The sequence below is a fragment of the Kosakonia sp. genome, from assembly GCF_032104925.1.
Classification (GTDB): Bacteria; Pseudomonadota; Gammaproteobacteria; order Enterobacterales; family Enterobacteriaceae; genus Kosakonia.
Genome location: NZ_DAMCGF010000002.1, coordinates 574,110 through 593,096, shown reverse-complemented (window position 1 = coordinate 593,096; position 18,987 = coordinate 574,110). Strand labels below are relative to the sequence as shown.

Below are 18,987 nucleotides of genomic sequence, written 5' to 3'. Positions count from 1 at the left end.
CAATGTGTACAACATGTGGTTGTCAGGACGGTAACCTTTATATCGAGGGTGACGAACATAACCCGCACTCAGCGTTTCGCGGTGCACCGTTCTCCCCAGCCGCTCGCCCGGCGCTGAAAATCACCGGTATCAAAACCGACGATTTTCGTCCCACGCAACTGGAAAACGGCGACCTGCATTATGGTCACGGTGAAGCCGGTACCCACGCGCCAGGCATGAGCCAGCGCCGGATGGTGGAGGTGGAAATCGACGTGCTGGAGAAAAACAACCAAATCGCCGCCCGCAACCGCGCCCGTTTCGCCGCTTCGCAACACCTGGTGCTCAACCTGGTCTCCAGCCCCGGCTCCGGCAAAACCACCCTCCTTACCGAAACCCTTAAACGCCTGAAAGCGCGCGTCCCTTGCGCGGTGATTGAGGGCGATCAGCAAACCGTTAACGATGCCGCACGCATTCGCGCGACCGGCACGCCGGCGATTCAGGTTAACACCGGCAAGGGCTGCCATCTTGATGCGCAGATGATTGCCGACGCCGCACCGCGACTGGCGCTGGAAAATCGCGGCATTCTGTTTATCGAAAACGTCGGCAACCTGGTGTGCCCGGCGGGTTTCGACCTTGGCGAGCGCCATAAAGTGGCGGTGCTGTCGGTGACAGAAGGCGAAGACAAGCCGCTGAAATACCCGCATATGTTCGCCGCCGCCTCACTGATGCTGCTCAATAAAGTGGATTTGCTGCCCTACCTCGATTTTAACGTCGAGCAGTGCATCGCTTATGCCCGTGAAGTGAACCCGACCATTGAAATCATGCTGATTTCTGCCACCAAAGGCGACGGGATGGATGCCTGGCTTGACTGGCTGGAGACGCAACGATGTGTATAGGCGTACCGGGGCAAATTTGCGCCATTGATGGCCTGCAAGCCAAAGTGGATGTCAGCGGCATTCAGCGCGATGTCGATTTAACACTGGTCGGCAGCATCGACGAAAACGGTCAGTCACGCCTCGGCCAGTGGGTACTGGTGCATGTCGGCTTCGCGATGAGCGTGATTAACGAAGAAGAGGCGCTGGATACGCTGGCGGCGCTGCAAAACATGTTCGATGTCGAACCCGATGTCGGCGCGCTGCTTTACGGCGAGGAGAAATAATGCGTTTTGTCGATGAATATCGCGCCCCGGAACAGGTGATGCAACTGATTGATCACCTGCGTGAACGGGCAGCGCACCTCTCTTACACCGCCGCGCGTCCGCTGCGCATTATGGAAGTGTGCGGCGGGCACACACACGCTATTTTCAAGTTTGGCCTCGACCAGCTACTGCCGGAAAACATTGAGTTTATTCACGGTCCCGGCTGCCCGGTCTGCGTGTTGCCGATGGGGCGAATTGATACCTGCGTGGAGATCGCTCAACACCCGGAGGTGATTTTCTGCACCTTTGGCGACGCCATTCGCGTGCCGGGGAAAAACGGCTCGCTGCTGCAGGCAAAAGCGCGCGGCGCGGATGTGCGGATTGTCTATTCACCAATGGATGCGCTGGCGCTGGCGGAAAAAAATCCGCAGCGCAAGGTGGTGTTTTTCGGCCTCGGGTTTGAAACCACCATGCCCGCCACCGCCATTACATTGCAGCAGGCAAAAGCCCGTAACCTCGATAACTTCTGGTTTTTCTGCCAGCACATCACGCTGATTCCAACGTTGCGCAGCCTGCTGGAGCAGCCGGACAACGGCATCGACGCGTTTCTCGCGCCGGGTCATGTCAGTATGGTGATTGGCACCGACGCCTATACTTTCATCGCCGATACTTATCAGCGCCCGCTGGTGGTCGCCGGTTTTGAACCGCTCGATCTGTTGCAGGGCGTGGTGATGCTGGTTGAGCAAAAAATTGCCGCCCACAGTAAGGTGGAAAACCAGTATCGCCGCGTGGTGCCGGACGAAGGTAACCGGCTGGCGCAGGCCGCCATTGCCGAGGTGTTTACCGTACGCGGCAACAGTGAATGGCGCGGCCTGGGCATGATTGGCGAATCCGGCGTGCATCTGACGCCTGCATATCAGCGCTTTGACGCCGAAGCGCATTTTCGCCCGGCGGTACAGCAAGTGTATGACGATCCGCGCGCCCGCTGCGGTGACGTGCTGACCGGCCGCTGCAAACCGCACCAGTGCCCGTTGTTCGGTAACACCTGTAACCCGCAAAGCGCGTTCGGCGCGCTGATGGTTTCATCGGAAGGTGCCTGCGCGGCCTGGTATCAATATCGTGCTCAGGAGTGTGAAGCATGAATGAAGTGCAGATGGCGCACGGCAGCGGCGGCCAGGCGATGCAACAGCTTATCAGCCAGCTTTTTATGGAGGCGTTCGATAACCCCTGGCTTGCAGAGCAGGAAGATCAGGCGCGTATCAATCTGGCAGAGCTTACAGCAGGCGGCGATCGGCTGGCGTTTTCCACCGACAGCTACGTTATCGATCCGCTGTTCTTTCCCGGCGGCAATATCGGCAAGCTGGCGGTATGCGGCACGGCAAATGATATTGCCGTTAGCGGCGCAACACCGCGCTTCCTCTCCTGCGGTTTTATCCTTGAAGAGGGGTTGCCAATAGCAACGCTGAAAACCCTTGTAGAGAGCATGGCCGACACCGCCCGCAGCGCCGGTATCGCCATTGTTACCGGCGATACCAAAGTGGTGCAGCGCGGCGCAGCCGATAAGGTATTTATCAATACCGCCGGCATTGGCGCTATCCCGGCGTCGGTTCACTGGGCGGCAAACTCCCTGCAACCCGGCGATGTGCTGCTGGCAAGCGGCACACTGGGCGATCACGGCGCAACCATCCTTAATCTGCGCGAAGGCTTAGGGCTGGATGGCGAGCTGACCAGCGATTGCGCGGTGCTGACGCCGTTGATTAGCCAACTGCGCGAGCTTCCCGGCGTAAAAGCGCTGCGCGACGCCACGCGCGGCGGCGTTAACGCCGTGGTACATGAGTTTGCTGCCGCCTGCGGTTACGGCATTGAGTTAAAGGAACGAGACTTACCGGTAAAACCGGCGGTGCGCGGGGTTTGCGAACTGCTGGGGCTGGATGCATTAAATTTTGCCAACGAAGGCAAACTGGTGATTGCCGTACAGCGCGAAGCCGCAGAGCAGGCGCTGGCACAATTATGCGCTCACCCTTTAGGGCGCGACGCCGCAATAATTGGTGAAGTGGTCGAACGCAAAGGTGTACGTCTGACAGGCCTTTATGGAGTGAAGCGCCTGCTGGATTTGCCCCATGCCGAACCCTTGCCACGGATTTGTTAACCTTTTATTTTTATTAATTTTTTCACACCTTCTGCGTGTGTTCCTGGAAAAGCAAAATGTCGTATACACCGATGAGTGATCTCGGGCAACAAGGATTGTTTGATATAACGCGGATGTTATTACAGCAGCCCGATATGGCCGCGCTTTGTGAAACGTTAACCCGGTTAACCCGCCAGGCGGGTCTCGCCGACAACGCCGCGATTGTGCTGTGGCATGCCGACAGCCATCTCGCCAGCCGTTACGCCGTGCAAACACCCGACAACTGCGCCAGATATAACGACCAGGCGCTGCTGGCGGGCGGCCCAGTGCGGCATATTCTCTCTCACCCGCAGGCGCTGCGCTGCACCGCGCAACTCTTTAGCGAGACCTGGCCCGCCGTTGCCGAAAGCCGGATCTATCCGGCATTCGCGCATTACAGCTTGCTGCCGCTCGCCGCCGAAGGGCAGATTTTTGGCGGCTGCGAATTTTTTCGTACCAGCGACAGGCCATGGAGCGACAAAGAGACCGAGCGCCTGCATACGCTGACGCAGATCGTTGCTGTCGTTGCCGAGCAGTTGCAAAGCCGCGAGCACCCCACGCCGGACTACGAGCTTCTGTGCCAGGAGCGCGACGATTTTCGCATTCTGGTGGCTATCACCAACGCGGTGCTCTCCCGGCTGCATATGGATGAGCTGGTCAGTGAAGTGGCAAAAGAGATCCACTACTACTTCGGCATTGACGCCATTAGCCTGGTGCTGCGCGGCAGCCGCAAGGGCAAACTGACCATCTACTCGACGCATTATCTGGATGAAGCCGACCCCGCCCATGAAACGCAGGAAGTCGACGAACAGGGAACACTGACCGAGCGGGTATTTAGCAGCAAAGAGATGCTGCTGATTAATCTGCATGAGCGTGACAAACTCGCCCCTTACGAGCGGATGCTATTTGAAACCTGGGGCAATAAAATTCAGACCCTGTGCCTGCTGCCGCTGATGTCCGGCAAAAATCTGCTGGGCGTGCTGAAACTGGCGCAGTGCCAGAAAGAGGTGTTTACCCCGGCGAACCTGAAGCTGCTGCGCCAGATTGCCGAGCGTATCGCCATTGCCGTGGATAATGCGCTGGCCTACCAGGAGATCCACCGTCTGAAAGAGCGGCTGGTGGATGAAAACCTCGCCTTGACCGAACAACTCAATAATGTCGACAGCGAATTTGGCGAGATCATCGGGCGTAGCGATGCCATGTTCCGCGTGCTCAAGCAGGTTGAGATGGTGGCACAGAGCAACAGCACGGTGCTGATCCTTGGCGAAACCGGCACCGGCAAAGAGCTTATCGCGCGCGCCATCCATAACCTGAGCGATCGCAACAGCCGCCGGATGGTGAAGATGAACTGCGCGGCCATGCCGGCCGGGCTGCTGGAAAGCGATCTGTTTGGCCACGAGCGCGGCGCGTTTACCGGCGCCAGCGCCCAGCGCATCGGGCGTTTTGAGCTGGCGGATAAAAGCTCGCTGTTTCTTGACGAAGTGGGTGATATGCCGCTTGAGCTACAACCCAAGCTGCTGCGCGTGTTGCAGGAGCAGGAGTTTGAGCGCCTCGGCAGCAACAAGCTGATCCAGACCGATGTGCGGCTGATCGCCGCCACCAACCGCGATCTTAAACAGATGGTCGCCGACCGGGAATTTCGCAGCGATCTCTATTACCGCCTGAATGTTTTCCCGATCCACCTGCCACCGCTGCGCGAGCGCCCGGAAGACATTCCGCTGCTGGTAAAAGCCTTCACCTTTAAAATCGCGCGCAAAATGGGGCGCAACATCGACAGCATCCCGGCGGAAACCTTGCGCGTGCTGAGTGCGATGGAGTGGCCGGGGAATGTGCGTGAGCTGGAGAACGTGATCGAGCGTGCGGTGTTGCTGACGCGCGGCAATGTGCTGCAACTGTCGATGGCGGAAATCGCCGTGCCGTCCGTCGCGCCTGAAACGCCCGCCGAAGTGGCGCGCGAAGGGGAAGATGAGTATCAGCTGATTGTGCGCGTACTGCGGGAAACCAACGGCGTGGTGGCCGGGCCAAAAGGCGCGGCGCAGCGGCTGGGGCTCAAACGCACCACGCTGCTCTCCCGAATGAAACGATTAGGTATTGATAAAGAGACGTTATAGCCGCAGACCCGACGGGCGTTTTCGCACGTCGGGCGTTTCTTTGCGCGTCAACAGCGCCGTAAAACCGCTAATCCGGCAAACGCGTAACCCACCTTCGTTACCCACCTTTACCGAATACGCATCCTGCTTTTTTACCTTTACCCGCTATTTGCGCCGGTACTTCTCCGGCAGCTCCGGCACCGGGCGTTTATCATCAAGCAAATGGCGCACCGTCAGCACCGGGTGACGCCACAGCATACGCGGCCCCGCCCAGCGCATAATCTGTTTCATCTCTTCGCGTTTCGCAGGCTGGTAACAGTGCACCGGGCACTGCTTGCAGGCCGGTTTCTCTTCGCCGAACACGCATTTATCCAGCCGCTTTTCCGCATAAGCGTACAAATCCGCGTAGTGCGCCGCGCTGCTTACCGCATCCGGGCAGGCGCGTTGATAAAGGGCAATCATTTTGCGGATAGTCAGTTTTTCTCGCAGGATCCGGGGGCCAGCCATACACGTCACCAATAATTAAGATGCATAAATAATACAACTTAATAGAATCGCAAAAAACCACGCCCGCCGCGTTTTTATGTAAAGGTCAGACCTCAGGTGCCGATACCCGTCTATCAACGTGGAAATGATCATCGCCGGGGGAATGGTGCGTAAATTAATTGTTATTGTTTCGTTATTTTTATTGGCGGGGTGTATCAGTAAAAATAACCCGTTTTTCCCGGAACAGCCTTTTTATTACCCGCCATTAATGACGGATGATGTCGCGAAAATTCGCTTAATCGGCGCAACGATGACCTACGCCATTTATCAAACGGATACCAGCGGGCAGAAATTTGGCGGCTGGGTACAAAAACACGATCGCTTTATTAATAAGGCTTATGGTCCAACCCAGGATATGGGTTTTCCAAAGTTGAAGAACAAAAAATACAGTGACGCTTTTTTTGAAACCACGCTGCTGCCCGATTTGCCGACAACCATTCACCATGAGGCTTACAAAGGGTGCAGCGTAGATATTCACTTCACGCCGAAAAAAGGGGCGTTGTATGAAGTGCATTATGACTATGGCACTGATACCTGCGTCATTTATGTCGCCCGGCTGAAATACAACCCGGCCTCTGCGGAATACGAAGAAATAAAGCCGTAAAAAACACGAAATTAAAACGTAAGGACACCGATGAAACAGTTAATTATGCCGCTGGCGCTGCTCACGCTGGCAATAACCGGCAGCGCAAAGGCGCAAACGCTGACCGAAAGTTTACTGCGTTGCGACAGCAGCTTTTTCAGTGAACTCTACAAACAGCGAGCCACACTGGCGCACACCGCGCCAGTGGTCACAGATAAGCAGCATCACGCCTGGTTTGCCGCGCCGAAAGACGGCTCCGATACCGTCTGGTTTAGCAAGCCTCTGCGCATCAATCAGCTCACTATTTCTGGCTTTGACAGGTCGCAGGAGTCACTGGGCAAATTGGGTGATTATTACTTCTGGGGATGGGTGATCGAAGAGCCCATGTCTGCGGTGATAGCTGCGTTACCTGACGTTCACTGGCAAAAAGTCACGGACGGGTATTACGCCAATCCGCTGATCAAACGCGCCGGTGAGACCACATGGCGGGTCAACAAAACCGCCGTCAGCGGTATTGCTCCGGCCGCGGATAGCGTGGAAAAACTCGCAATGCTGGAAGTGAGTGAAGGCAAAACCTTTTTGCGCTGCTCGATTCAGGGCAAGGTCAGCAAGGACGAGTTACTGGCGGTGCGCCCGGATCTGCAAGGAGAGCAAAAATGAAAAAATCCCTGTTTCTTGGCTCAGCACTGCTGCTGATATCCGGCTGCACCAGCCATCCGGGTGCCAGCGTTACGCAAGAGGAAACCCCGCCCAAGCGGGTCGTTAAGTTCGTGACACTCAGTAGCGGCGTCAGCTATCTGGATTTTCGTGCCATTTCCCTTTACGACGGCAATCCCTATTTGCGTCGTATTGACGTGATTCATAACTACACCAAAGGCATGCCGGTGAAAAAGAATCCGCTGATGATGATCCGCAGCGAACGCCAAAGCCTGGTCGTGAACTGTGATACGCACCAGTTCACCCATGTGCATAAGATCTACTTTTCAGAACATTTTGCCACTGGCGACAAAATCGCCCGCATGAACACGCCAGGACAGTGGCAGGATTACCCGCCAACATCCTTGATCGGCCTGACGGCAGGCTTGCTGTGTAAGCTCCCGGAAGATCGCCTGGCCGCAGAGCCTGCACGCGATACGCAAACACCGCTGTTATACACGCTGATACAGAACGGCGCGTAGCCGCACACAATCGGGATACAGTGATCCCTTGCAATAGCGGGTGGATGGCGCAGGACGCCATCGCCCACTTTTATGCAGGAGTGACTTATGTCATCGATTGAAAATCCGCAACGCCGCCTGCTGTTGCAGGCCACCGCCGCAAGCCTGGCCGCACTGGAGCTGGGGCTCAGCGCCCTTCCCGCCCAGGCCAGCGCACCGCCCGCCGCCCTCACCACCACACCGCGCAACCTGACGCCGCTACCGCCCATAAAGCAGATTGACGCAGGCGTGCTGAATATCGGGTATATCGACACCGGGCCGGAAAACGGCGAACCGATGCTGCTACTGCACGGCTGGCCGTATGACATCTACAGCTTTGCCGATGTGATCCCGCGCCTTACCCGTGCCGGGTTTCGCGTGCTGGTGCCGTGGCTGCGTGGCTATGGCAGCACCACATTTTTATCTGCCGACACGCCGCGCAACGGCCAGCAGGCGGCGCTCGCCGTCGATGCGATTGCCTTTCTTGACGCGCTCGACATTAAACAGGCGGTGATCGGCGGTTTTGACTGGGGCGCGCGTACCGCCAATATCCTTGCCGCGCTGTGGCCGCAGCGCTGCAAAGGGCTGGTCTCGGTAAGCGGTTATCTGATTGGCAGCCAGCAGGCGAACAAAAAACCGCTGCCGCCCGCGGCGGAACTCGCCTGGTGGTATCAATTTTACTTTGCGACCGAGCGCGGCGAAGCAGGTTATCGCGAGCACACTGATGAGTTTGCGAAACTTATCTGGCGAACCGCCTCGCCGCAATGGCGCTTTAGCGAAGCGGAGTTTGCCCGCTCGGCGCAGGCATTGCACAACGCCGATCATGTCGCCATTACGCTGCATAACTATCGCTGGCGGTTGGGAATTGTCAGCGGCGAGCGCCGTTTCGACGCGCTGGAGCAGCAACTGGCCAAGGCACCGGTAATTACGGTGCCGACCATTACGCTTGAGGGCGACGCAAACGGCGCGCCGCATCCGGACCCTGCCAGCTACGCCGCCAAATTCAGCGGCCGCTACCAGCACCGTACCGCCACCGGCGGCATTGGTCATAACCTGCCGCAAGAAGCGCCCGCGTTTTTTGCGCAGGCGCTTATCGACATTGCACGGCATTAAACAGCACGCGCCTTCGGCTGGATCAGCGAAGGCGCTTTTCCCTCATGAATGGGCTTCGGCCAGCAGTTTCTGAATAAGTTGCTCCTGCTGTTGATACTCCCCTTCCCCAAAGTACATCTGCCGCAGTTGCCCTTTGGCATCAAAGTAGTAATGCGCAGGCCAGTACTGGTTCCCAAACGCATTCCAGATGGCGTAGTTATTGTCCACCGCCACCGGGAAGCGGATATTCTCTTTGCGTACCACGTTTTGCAGCGACTGAATGTTCTTCTCGAACGGGTATTCCGGGGTGTGAACACCAATCACCACCAGCCCCTGGTCACGGTATTTTTCCGCCCACGCGTTGACATACGGTAGCGTGTGCTGGCAGTTAATACAGTCGAACGTCCAGAAATCCACCAGCACCACTTTGCCCTTCAGCGCCTGCGCAGTGAGCGGCGCGGAGTTAAGCCAGCTCACCGCCCCTTCCAGTGACGGCATGCTATTGCGCACCAGCGGCTCGCTGACCGGCTGCAGCGTGACGGCAGGTTGCGGTGATGTCCGCCAGCTCAGGAGTTGTTGTTCCAGCCGCGTTGTCCACGTGCCCGCCCCCTGCAACGCAGACGTCGCCCCGCTGCCAATCAGCGCTACCGCGCCCAGCATGGCGACGCCCGCCCCCTGACGCAGCCGCTCGCTGAAGGGCAGGCTGGCGCGCAGGCGGGAAAAAAGCCGATCGCCACACAGCCAGAGCAGCGCCAGCATCGCCGCCGCGCCGCTGCCGTAAGCCGCCAGCACCAGCGCCGTCTGCCCGCTTGCGCCGTTAAGCATGGCGGTGCTCAGTACCGCGCCCAGGATCGGCCCGGCGCACGGCGCCCACAGTAGCCCGACGGATAACCCCGCCAGCAGCGCCGAAAGAACACCGCCCGTACGGCGGCTGCGGTTATCGAGCCGTTCACCGGCGCGCACGGCAAAGTACATCACCGTGCTGGCAATGCGCGGCGAAATCAGCGCCAGCGCCATCACCGCCAGCAGACCGAGTGCCAGCCAGCGCCCCCAGGCGTTGGCCTGGATTATCCACTGCTGCGTGGCGCCCGCCAGCAGTGCCGCCAGCGTAAACATCGCCACCATTCCCGCCAGCAGTGCGGCAAGATGACGTTTATCGCGGCCAAAACTTGCGAACAGTAGCGGAATAACCGGCAGCGTACAGGGGCTGAGCAGCGTCAAGCAGCCGCCTAAAAAAGCAATGATCACCATAACAAGCTCCTTGATTCGTTGAGGAAACAGGCGCATTACACCGCCGCGGTGTATCACGGCAGTGTCGGTGATGGCGGGTTTTGTCAGCCGGTGTTGCAGGCCGGAGAGCAGATACGCAGAGATACAAACTTAGTGCGGCAATAGCACGCAGGCATCCAGCCCGCCCTGCGGGCGGTTGCTCAGGTGCAGTTGCCCACCGAGTTGCGACACCAGTTGCCGGGCAATCGCCAGCCCCAGACCGGTGCCACCGGTGCCGCGATTACGCGAGGTTTCCAGCCGGTAGAAAGGCTCCAGCACCGCTGCCAGCGCCTCTTCAGGAATGCCGGGGCCGTTATCAAGCACATGGATCGCGAGCGGCGCATCTGGCGTAAGCACAATATCGATGTCTGCTTTGCCGGCGAATTTCAGCGCGTTATCCAGCAGATTGGTTAATATGCGCCGCAGCGCCTGCACATCAATGTGCAGCGTGAGATCCGGCGGGCAGCGCAGCAGCCTTACCCGCTTGCCAACGTCGACATAGTCACACACCAGGCTGTCGATAAACGGGTGCAGCGCCAGCCGCTGCGGTGCGAGCGGCGGCGCATCCTGCGTGCGGGCATAAGCGATCCCTTCACGAACCAGCCTGGACATCTCATCCAGATCCGCCAGCAGTTTGTCGCGCAGCGCTTCGTCGGCCGCCATTTCGCTGCGCAACCGCATCCGGGTGATCGGCGTTTGCAGGTCGTGCGAAATCGCGGCGAGGATCTGCGCGCGCGAACTCAGGTGATGAGCAATACGCGCCTGCATGGCGTTAAAAGCGCGCACCGCGTGCTGCACCTCCGTTGGGCCGTTTTCGATCATCACCGGCGGGGGTTCGGGCGATGGGGTGAGCGCATCAAGCGCACGGGTAAAGCGGGTCAGCGGCTTCACCGCCAGGCGTACCGCCAGCCAGCAGCAGATAAGCAACAGCAGCAGTTGTGCGGCCAGCACCGCAGGCAGCCAACGGGCGATAGGCGTTGGACGCGGGGTGATATCAATGGTCAGCGGCGCGCCATCATGCAGGCGCAAATGCGCCTGCAAATGTTCCTGCGGGCCTGGGACGGCATTGATTTTCAGGGCATATTGGCTGCCCAGCGCCTGTTCAAGCGAGCGTGCGGTATCTTTCGAACGCCAGTTGGTGGGATAGCGCCCGCCTTCACCTGCACTCAGCAAGTAGCGATAGTTACTGCGATCGATACGCGCCAGCCATGCAGGGCGCTCGCTGGCGGGTAAACGGTTGAGGATCGCCACGCTGGTCGCCACATCGTATTCAAGATTGCCCAGCATTACCGAACGCGCGGTGGTGATGCGTTCATACAGCAGCAGGCTAAGGGTTAACGCGTTCGCCAGCAGCAATCCCACCAGCACAATCACCACTAAACGTGACAGCAGCGAACGCGGCCACAGCCTCATTCCCGCGCCTCTGTGATAACCACCGGCATTGAGAAAACGTAGCCCTCGCTGCGCACGGTTTTGATGTAAGCCGGTTCACGCGCGTCGTCGTTCAGGCGCTGGCGCAGGCGGCTTACCAGCAGATCAATGGAGCGTTCGAAAAGCTCTGCGTCGCGCCCCTGCGTAAGGTTCAGAAGCTGGTCGCGGTTGAGTACGCGCTGCGGGTGATCGAGAAACACGCGCATCAGGCGATACTCCGCGCCGCTCAGCGCCACCACGGTCCCCTGCGCATCCACCAGATGACGCGCCGAGGTGTCAAGCTGCCAGTCGCCAAACGCCAGGCAACGTCCCGCTTCGGTGATTTGCAGGTTCGGCGGCAACATGCGCGTGCGGCGCAAAATGGCTTTAATACGCGCCAGCAGTTCGCGGGCAACAAAGGGTTTTACCAGGTAGTCATCCGCGCCCATCTCCAGACCGACAATGCGATCGGTCTCTTCGCTGCGCGCGGTCAGCATCAGCACCGGCACGTTTTTATGCGCGCTGCTGCGCAACTCACGGCACAGCGTCAGCCCGTCCGTGCCTGGCATCATGATATCCAGCACAATCAAATCTACCGGCGTGGTTTCGAGTAACTGCCGCATCTGTTTGCCATTCGCGGCAACGCTTGCGCGCAGGCCGGAGCGGGTCAGGTAATCAGCAAGCAGCGTGCGAATTTCCCGGTCATCATCAACAACCAAAATGTGGTCAATATGTTCCATCCAAAAAGCCCTGGCGGCGGGTAACGGTAAAATGAGTGTATCCTGGTTACGCGCGGCCCGGGCGTTGGCTTTGTATCACACTGTACAACGCTTAATAGACATCGCGCTGATAGCGATTTTCCCGCGCCAGGGTCGCCAGCCAGGCGTCCGCCGCGTCAGCGCTCATGCCGCCAAAGGTTTGTGCCACCTGTTTTAAGGTGTTTTCGACATCTTTCGCCATCTGGCTCGCATCGCCGCAAACATAAAAGTGCGCCCCGGCGGCTAACCAGCGCCACAGCGCTTCGCCCTGCTCCAGCATGCGGTGCTGAACGTAGATTTTCTGCGCCTGATCGCGGGAAAACGCGGTGGTGAAGCGCGACAACACGCCGTCGCGCTGCCAGGCCTCCAGTTCCTCACGGTAATAAAAATCCGTGGCCGCATGCTGCTCGCCAAAGAACAGCCAGTTATCGCCTCTCGCCCCCGTGGCCTGGCGCTCCTGCAGGAAACCGCGAAACGGCGCAATGCCGGTGCCTGCGCCGACCATGATCACCGCCGTGTCCGGATCGGCTGGCAGGCGAAAATGCGGCGAGGGCTGAATAAAGATCGCCACGTGCTCTGCGCGATCCGCCAGAAAGGTCGAACAGACGCCGCCGCGTTGCTTGCTGTCGCCATAACGCACGGTGGAGACCGTCAGTTCAACGCGCTGCGGGGAAACTTTCGGGCTGGAGGAGATGGAATAGAGCCGTGGCTGCAAGCGACGCAGCGCCGAAAGCCACTGTTCAGCCGCCAGATGTACCGGGAAACACTGCAACAGGTCGATAATCTGCCGCCCCCACAGCCACTGCGTAAGTTCGGTACTGTTTTCACTGGAGAGCAGGCTATGCAGCGTTTCGTTTTGCGCATGGTCAGCCACCAGGCGCAGCACCTCCGGGGTGATGCGCGTGATGTCAAAACAGTCGCAGAGCGCCGCCTGCAGCGTCATCTCGCCCACGCCGCTAACCTGCACCCTGCTTTGCCCATCCAGCGCCAGCAGGTCGAGGATGTCGGCGACCCGCTGCGGGCAGTTGCGCGGCCAGACACCGAGCGCGTCGCCCGCTTCGTAGTGCAAACCGCTACCCTGCAGATCAAACGCGAACTGGCGGATCTCTTTTTCCGCCCCCGGCGCGCTCAGCAGTTGGTTCGTGACCAGCGGCACGCTAACGGGATCGTGGCGGCTGAACCCAGCTTTTGCCGTGGGTTGCGCCGTGCTTTGCGGCGGCGCGCCGAGCCGCAGAATGTCAGTGAGGATCGCCGCCAGCCACTGCTGCGCCGCGTCAATATCGCCCGCATCGCACGCCTGGCACGCCAGCAGCCGCTGTGCACCAAGGGCGGCCAGCCGGGCATCGAGCTTGCGGCCAAAACCGCAAAACTGCGCGTAACTGGCATCGCCAAACGCCAGCACCGAAAACGCCGTCCTGCTCAGCGCAGGCGCGTTTTCGGCGCTCAACGCCGCCCATAACGCCGCGCCATTAGCGGGCGGATCGCCATCGCCAAAGGTGCTGGCGAGCAGTAACACGCGCGGCGCGGCGGCCATATCGTTAATACCGACGCTATCCATGGCGCGCAGTTTTACTGCCAGCCCGGCATGCAGCAGCTGTTCGGCACAGCGTCGGGCAAACGCCTGCGCATTGCCGGTGGTGGAAGCCCACAGCACCAGCACTAACCCGCTGTCTTCATCCGTTGCGGGTGCAGCGGCGGGCGCGGGTTGCTGTTGGCTGCGCACCAGCGCGATGGCGCAGTGTTTCAGCTCGGGTTGCAGCGAAACCGGATCCAGCGCATCGCTGGTCAGGGCGTTGATCGCCAGGTTTTCGCCAAAAAGATCGTTCCAGTGAAAGGGCGCAAAGCTGTTGCCGGGTCGCACACGGTCAGTCACCACCGCAGGCAGCCGCGCCATACCGCGCCGCGAGCGGATATCCACCCAGTCCCCCTCGTTTATCGCCAGCCGTTGTGCGTCTGTGGCGGAGATTTCGATAAACGGTCCGGGGTTGAGCGTATTAAGCAGCGGGATTTTGCCGGTCTTGGTCAGCGTATGCCACTGGTGCTGCACGCGCCCGGTGTTGAGCACCAGCGGGTAGTCGTCATCTGGCATTTCGGCCGGCGCGAGATCCGGGCGGGCAAAAAATTGCCCCTTGCCGCTGGCGGTAGCAAAACGCACGCGCCCGTTATCCTGCAAATAGCGAATGGGATGACGGGGTTCATCATCCTCCGGCGCGCACGGCCATTGCAACGGCGTCTGGCGCAGCCGCGCATAGCTCGCGCCGCGAATGTCGTAGCCGGTTGCCGGGTTGTGAGCGGCGCGGATTTCATCAAACACCGCGGCGGCGCTGGCGTAGCGAAAACCCTCCGCGTAACCCATTTCACACGCCACACTGGCGATAATTTGCCAGTCGGCAAGCGCATCGCCCGGCGGAGATACCGCCTGCTGCATCAGCGTCATGGTGCGTTCGGAGTTGACCATCACTCCTTCGGCCTCCGCCCACAATGCACCCGGCAACAGGATATCGGCGTAGCGGTTGGTTTCGGTATCCAGAAACGCATCCTGCGCAATCACCAGTTCGGCGCGTTCCAGCCCGGCGATCACTTTTTCGCGGTTTGGCACGGTGGCGACCGGGTTGGTGCAGATTATCCAGCAGGCTTTGATCTCGCCTGCGCTCATCGCGTCAAACAGCGCGACCGTACCGCCGCCCACCTCGCCACGCAGCGTGCCGGCAGGACGTTGCCATAGCTGTTCGACGAACGCGCGATCTTCATCCACCAGCACCGATCGCTGACCCGGCAAGCCGCCGCCCATATAGCCCATTTCCCGCCCGCCCATCGCGTTCGGCTGGCCGGTAAGCGAAAACGGCCCGCTGCCGGGGCGGCAAATCGCGCCGGTCGCCAGGTGTAAATTGCATAACGCGTTGGTGCTCCAGGTGCCGTGCGTGCTCTGGTTTAGCCCCATCGTCCAGCAGCTCATCCATTCCCCCGCCTCGCCAATCCACTGCGCCGCCTGGCGAATGTCGGCTTCACGCAACCCGGTGCGCTCGGCCACCTGCTGCGGCGTATAGTCCAGCAGAAAATCCGGCATCGCCTGCCAGCCTTCGGTGTGCCGGGCGATAAAATCGTTATCCAGTTGACCGTTTTGCACCAACAGTGCCAGCAAACCGTTCAGCAACGCGAGATCGGTGCCGGGTTTGATCTGCAAAAAGAGCGAGGCTTTCTCTGCCGTGGCAGTACGGCGAGGATCAACGACAATCAGTTTCGCCCCGGTATTGACGCGCTCCATCATGCGCAGAAACAGGATTGGGTGGCAGTCGGCCATGTTGGCGCCAATCACCAGGAACAGATCGGCGCGCTCGAAATCGTCATAAGAGCCAGGTGGCCCATCCGCGCCGAGCGAGAGCTTATAACCGCTGGCGGCGCTGGCCATGCACAAGCGCGAGTTGGACTCGATGTTGTTGGTGCCAATAAACCCTTTCGCCAGCTTGTTCGCCAGGTATTGCGCTTCTAAGGACATCTGGCCGGAAACATACAGCGCCAACGCATCCGAGCCGTGCTTATCGATAATGCCACGCAGCCGCCGGGCGGTTTCACGGATGGCGTCATCGATTGCCGTGCGCACTGGCTCATGCTGACGCGATGTGCGGAGATACGCGCTATCCAGCCGGCCAGTCGCCGTTATCGCCCCGGCACAGCTTTTACCTTTGGTGCACAACCGCCCCTGGTTGGTCGGGTGGGATTTATCGCCCACCACACTGATGATGCGCTGGTTTTCCACCTGCATCACCAGCCCGCAGCCCACCCCGCAGTAGGGGCATACGCTTTTGATCTGCTCCATTTCGCCCCCGGATCTGTTTAAGACGCTTCGGCAACTGCCGACAAGGTGTTCTGTGCGGCGGGCGCGTGCTGCACCCAGATTTGCCCGTGCAGGATTTTCACCGGCCAGACGCGCAGACGCAGCCCGGCATCGTCCAGGCTCTGCCCGTCGCGCAGGCGAAAACGCTTTTTATACAGCGGGGAGATAACCATCGGCTCACCGCTTGCGTCGCCCACCAGCCCGCGCGCCAGCACATTCGCCTGGCTGCCAGGTTCATGGTTTTCGAGCGCGAATACTTGCTCCTCGCAATCAGGCAGGTGAAACAGGGCAATCTGCTGCTGGCCAAGACGCGCGGCCATGCCGGCGTTCGCCGGAATATCAGCCAGCGCGGCAATCTGCTGCCACTCGCCATCCCCCGTGTGCGGCTGGTTCTGCATAGGCGGTTTTTCCTGTGCCGTTGCCGGGCGGATCTGCCCGCGCTCCGGCACCATCACCACCGCTTCATCCGGTTGATCGCTATTGAGGAAGCCCCGGAACAGCAGACGGTTTTGCGGGTTATCGAGGGTGGTTTTCCACTCGCACTGGTAGCTGTCGACCACCTGCTGCATTTCGCGCTCAAGTTCAGCGCCAATATTGAGACTGTCTTCCAGTACCACCTGTTTGAGGTAGTCCAGACCGCCTTCCATGTTGTCCAGCCAGGTGCTGGTGCGCTGTAGCCGGTCGGCGGTGCGGATGTAGAACATCAACACCCGGTCGATGGTGCGGATCAGCGCTTCGCTGTCGAGATCGCTGGCAAACAGATCGGCGTGGCGCGGCTTCATACCGCCGTTGCCGCAGACATACAGGTTCCAGCCTTTGTCGGTGGCGATCACGCCAATGTCTTTGCCCTGCGCTTCCGCGCATTCACGGGTACAGCCGGAGACCGCCATTTTAATTTTGTGCGGCGAGCGCAGCCCCTTGTAACGGTTCTCCAGCGCGATCGCCATGCCGGTGGAATCCTGCACGCCGTAGCGGCACCAGGTGGAACCGACGCAGGATTTCACCGTGCGCAGGGATTTGCCGTAAGCGTGGCCGGTTTCAAACCCGGCGGCGATAAGTTCCTCCCAAATCGCGGGCAACTGCTCAAGCCGCGCGCCAAAGAGATCCACTCGCTGCCCGCCGGTGATTTTGGTGTAGAGGTTGTAGCGCTGCGCCACTTCGCCGATGGCGATAAGCCCCTGCGGAGTGATTTCGCCCGCCGGGATGCGCGGCACCACCGAGTAGGTGCCATCTTTTTGAATGTTGGCGAAGAAGCGGTCGTTGGTATCCTGCAATGGCAGGTGCTGCGGTTTAAGCAGGTAGTCGTTCCAGCACGAAGCGAGCATGGAACCAACCAGCGGTTTGCATACTTCGCAGCCGTGCCCCTGGCCGAACTGCGCAATCAGCGCGTCGAAAGTGCGGATATCGTGCAGGCGGATCAGGTGATACAGCTCCTGACGCGACCAGGCAAAGTGCTCGCAGATATCTTTTTTCACCTCCACGCCGAGCTGTTGCAGCTCGTGCTCCATCACCTGTTTCAGCAGCGGCACGCAGCCGCCGCAGCCGGTGCCCGCTTTGGTGCAGCTTTTCAGTGCTCCCAGTTCGCTGCAACCGCCCGCCACGGCGGCGGCGATATCGCCTTTGCTGACGTTATGGCAGGAGCAGATTTGCGCGCTGGCGGCGAGCGCCGCCACGCCCAGCCCTTTTGGCGCATCGCCGGAAAGCGCAGGCAGGATCAGCGTTTGCGGCTGCGCGGGCAGCGGCATGTCGTTAAGCATCATTTGCAGTAGCAGGCTGTAATCGGCGCTATCGCCAATCAGCACCGCGCCGAGCAGCCGTTTGCCATCGGCGGAGACAACAATTTTCTTGTAGATTTCGCGCGGGCCATCGGTCCACTGGTAACTCTGGCTGCCGGCGGTTTTGCCGTGCGCGTCGCCAATAGAGGCCACCTCGACGCCCAGCAATTTCAGTTTGGTGCTCATATCCGCGCCGGTAAACGGTGTGTCGCGTGCCGCGAGCTTGTCCGCCACGCTGCGCGCCATCTGGTAGCCCGGTGCGACAAGACCAAAAATCTGCCCGTTCCACAACGCGCACTCGCCAATAGCGTAAATGGCCTCATCGGAGGTCTGACAGTGATCGTTGATAACAATGCCGCCGCGCGGCCCTTTTTGCAGCCCAGCGCTTTCCGCCAGCTCATCGCGCGGGCGGATGCCCGCCGAGAACAGCAGCAGATCGGTTTCCAGAAAACTGCCGTCGGCAAAGCAGAGGCGGTGGCGCGCCTGCTCGCCGTCGATGATTTCCCGCGTCTCTTTGCGGGTGTGAACCTGCACGCCAAGCGCTTCGATTTTGCGTTGCAGCATCATGGCGCCGCCCTCGTCGAGCTGTACCGCCATCAGGCGTGGCGCAAATTCAACAACGTGGGTTTCCAGCCCTAACTGACGCAGGGCGTTGGCGGCCTCAAGCCCCAGCAAACCGCCGCCAATCACCACGCCGCGTTTCGCGTTCTTCGCCTGCGCGGCGATGGCGTCCAGATCGTCGAGCGTGCGGTATACCAGGCAGCCAGGGCGCGTATTGCCGCTGATCGGCGGTACAAAAGCATACGAACCGGTGGCGAGCACCAGCGTGTCGTAATGGGTTTCCACACCCTGCGCATCGCGCACACAGCGTTGCTGGCTGTCGATAGCGACAATTTTGCTCGCGCAGTGCAGCGTGATGCCGTTATCGGCAAAGAACCCCTCGCTTACCAGCGACAACGACTGCGCGCTGCGCCCGGCAAAATATTCCGAAAGATGTACGCGGTCATAAGCAGGCAGCCGCTCTTCGCCAAACACCACGATGTCGTAATGCAGGTGCAGTTCGCGCTCCACGAGCTGTTGCAGAAAGTAGTGGCTCACCATGCCGTGGCCGATCACCGCTAAAACGGGCTTTTTCATAACCTGGATCCT

Annotated in this window: 15 protein-coding genes; 9 read left to right on the top strand and 6 right to left on the bottom strand. The window is 59.8% G+C overall.

Annotation, left to right across the window (positions count from 1 at the left end; translation table 11 throughout):
- The first annotated feature begins 2 nt into the window (after nt 1–2).
- Genes hypB through flhA form a run of 5 tightly spaced genes read left to right on the top strand, consistent with a single transcriptional unit; the run spans nt 3 to nt 5,395 of the window.
- A complete protein-coding gene (gene hypB, locus RT644_RS05860; protein WP_045511036.1) occupies nt 3–875 on the top strand; it encodes a hydrogenase nickel incorporation protein HypB in 873 nt (290 codons plus the stop codon).
- Nucleotides 866–1,138, top strand: a complete 273-nt coding sequence (locus RT644_RS05855; RefSeq protein ID WP_020454971.1) for a HypC/HybG/HupF family hydrogenase formation chaperone — start codon at nt 866–868, stop codon at nt 1,136–1,138. The genes hypB and RT644_RS05855 overlap by 10 nt, the downstream gene beginning before the upstream one ends.
- Complete coding sequence (gene hypD / locus RT644_RS05850) at nt 1,138–2,259, top strand: hydrogenase formation protein HypD (protein WP_045511039.1); 1,122 nt, start codon at nt 1,138–1,140, stop codon at nt 2,257–2,259. The genes RT644_RS05855 and hypD overlap by 1 nt, the downstream gene beginning before the upstream one ends.
- The gene (hypE, locus tag RT644_RS05845; RefSeq protein WP_313626129.1) at nt 2,256–3,266 is read left to right on the top strand and encodes a hydrogenase expression/formation protein HypE; all 1,011 of its coding nucleotides are present in this window, start codon (nt 2,256–2,258) and stop codon (nt 3,264–3,266) included. Before hypD ends, hypE begins: the two co-directional genes overlap by 4 nt.
- Nucleotides 3,267–3,322: 56 nt before the next feature.
- Nucleotides 3,323–5,395 carry a formate hydrogenlyase transcriptional activator FlhA gene (flhA, locus tag RT644_RS05840; RefSeq protein WP_313626128.1) on the top strand — a complete coding sequence of 691 codons (2,073 nt, stop codon included), beginning with the start codon at nt 3,323–3,325 and terminating at the stop codon, nt 5,393–5,395.
- A gap of 144 nt (nt 5,396–5,539) precedes the next feature.
- On the opposite strand, the gene RT644_RS05835 is transcribed toward flhA, so the two are convergent.
- The gene (locus RT644_RS05835) at nt 5,540–5,881 is read right to left on the bottom strand and encodes a nitrous oxide-stimulated promoter family protein (protein WP_044489469.1); all 342 of its coding nucleotides are present in this window, start codon (nt 5,879–5,881) and stop codon (nt 5,540–5,542) included.
- A 124-nt stretch (nt 5,882–6,005) separates the two neighbouring features.
- Here RT644_RS05835 and RT644_RS05830 point away from each other — a divergent pair, with 124 nt between their 5' ends.
- The 4 genes from RT644_RS05830 to RT644_RS05815 all read left to right on the top strand — a co-directional run bounded on the left by RT644_RS05830 (nt 6,006) and on the right by RT644_RS05815 (nt 8,812).
- Nucleotides 6,006–6,524, top strand: coding sequence for a hypothetical protein (locus RT644_RS05830; RefSeq protein ID WP_082071783.1), 519 nt, complete (start codon nt 6,006–6,008; stop codon nt 6,522–6,524).
- A 30-nt stretch (nt 6,525–6,554) separates the two neighbouring features.
- Nucleotides 6,555–7,163: a hypothetical protein gene (locus RT644_RS05825; RefSeq protein ID WP_313626127.1), complete on the top strand. Its 609-nt coding sequence runs from the start codon at nt 6,555–6,557 to the stop codon at nt 7,161–7,163.
- Entirely contained in the window at nt 7,160–7,681 is a 522-nt protein-coding gene (locus RT644_RS05820; RefSeq protein ID WP_313626126.1) for a surface-adhesin E family protein, read from the top strand. The genes RT644_RS05825 and RT644_RS05820 overlap by 4 nt, the downstream gene beginning before the upstream one ends.
- 87 nt (nt 7,682–7,768) lie before the next feature.
- Complete coding sequence (locus tag RT644_RS05815) at nt 7,769–8,812, top strand: alpha/beta fold hydrolase (RefSeq protein WP_045511055.1); 1,044 nt, start codon at nt 7,769–7,771, stop codon at nt 8,810–8,812.
- A 42-nt stretch (nt 8,813–8,854) separates the two neighbouring features.
- Here the strand turns inward: RT644_RS05815 and RT644_RS05810 are convergent, their stop codons facing one another.
- The 5 genes from RT644_RS05810 to nirB form a co-directional block, all read right to left on the bottom strand.
- The gene (locus RT644_RS05810) at nt 8,855–10,042 is read right to left on the bottom strand and encodes a cytochrome c biogenesis protein DipZ (RefSeq protein ID WP_313626125.1); all 1,188 of its coding nucleotides are present in this window, start codon (nt 10,040–10,042) and stop codon (nt 8,855–8,857) included.
- A gap of 129 nt (nt 10,043–10,171) precedes the next feature.
- Nucleotides 10,172–11,473 (bottom strand): ATP-binding protein, encoded by a 1,302-nt coding sequence (locus tag RT644_RS05805; RefSeq protein WP_313626124.1) that lies wholly within the window; start codon nt 11,471–11,473, stop codon nt 10,172–10,174.
- Nucleotides 11,470–12,210, bottom strand: a complete 741-nt coding sequence (locus RT644_RS05800; protein WP_020454982.1) for a response regulator — start codon at nt 12,208–12,210, stop codon at nt 11,470–11,472. The genes RT644_RS05805 and RT644_RS05800 overlap by 4 nt, the downstream gene beginning before the upstream one ends.
- Nucleotides 12,211–12,301: 91 nt before the next feature.
- Entirely contained in the window at nt 12,302–16,045 is a 3,744-nt protein-coding gene (locus RT644_RS05795) for a bifunctional nitrate reductase/sulfite reductase flavoprotein subunit alpha (protein WP_313626123.1), read from the bottom strand.
- Between the two features lie 17 nt (nt 16,046–16,062).
- Nucleotides 16,063–18,975 (bottom strand): nitrite reductase large subunit NirB, encoded by a 2,913-nt coding sequence (gene nirB, locus RT644_RS05790; protein WP_313626122.1) that lies wholly within the window; start codon nt 18,973–18,975, stop codon nt 16,063–16,065.
- Nucleotides 18,976–18,987 lie beyond the last annotated feature (12 nt).

Coding starts and splice junctions, on each gene's coding strand:
- RT644_RS05830 (WP_082071783.1), top strand. CDS start 6,006: ATGATCATCGCCGGGGGAATGGTGCGTAAATTAATTGTTATTGTTTCG.
- RT644_RS05825 (WP_313626127.1), top strand. CDS start 6,555: ATGAAACAGTTAATTATGCCGCTGGCGCTGCTCACGCTGGCAATAACC.
- hypE (WP_313626129.1), top strand. CDS start 2,256: ATGAATGAAGTGCAGATGGCGCACGGCAGCGGCGGCCAGGCGATGCAA.
- flhA (WP_313626128.1), top strand. CDS start 3,323: ATGTCGTATACACCGATGAGTGATCTCGGGCAACAAGGATTGTTTGAT.
- hypD (WP_045511039.1), top strand. CDS start 1,138: ATGCGTTTTGTCGATGAATATCGCGCCCCGGAACAGGTGATGCAACTG.
- RT644_RS05820 (WP_313626126.1), top strand. CDS start 7,160: ATGAAAAAATCCCTGTTTCTTGGCTCAGCACTGCTGCTGATATCCGGC.
- RT644_RS05805 (WP_313626124.1), bottom strand. CDS start 11,473: ATGAGGCTGTGGCCGCGTTCGCTGCTGTCACGTTTAGTGGTGATTGTG.
- RT644_RS05795 (WP_313626123.1), bottom strand. CDS start 16,045: ATGGAGCAGATCAAAAGCGTATGCCCCTACTGCGGGGTGGGCTGCGGG.
- RT644_RS05810 (WP_313626125.1), bottom strand. CDS start 10,042: ATGGTGATCATTGCTTTTTTAGGCGGCTGCTTGACGCTGCTCAGCCCC.
- RT644_RS05815 (WP_045511055.1), top strand. CDS start 7,769: ATGTCATCGATTGAAAATCCGCAACGCCGCCTGCTGTTGCAGGCCACC.
- nirB (WP_313626122.1), bottom strand. CDS start 18,975: ATGAAAAAGCCCGTTTTAGCGGTGATCGGCCACGGCATGGTGAGCCAC.
- hypB (WP_045511036.1), top strand. CDS start 3: ATGTGTACAACATGTGGTTGTCAGGACGGTAACCTTTATATCGAGGGT.
- RT644_RS05800 (WP_020454982.1), bottom strand. CDS start 12,210: ATGGAACATATTGACCACATTTTGGTTGTTGATGATGACCGGGAAATT.
- RT644_RS05835 (WP_044489469.1), bottom strand. CDS start 5,881: ATGGCTGGCCCCCGGATCCTGCGAGAAAAACTGACTATCCGCAAAATG.
- RT644_RS05855 (WP_020454971.1), top strand. CDS start 866: ATGTGTATAGGCGTACCGGGGCAAATTTGCGCCATTGATGGCCTGCAA.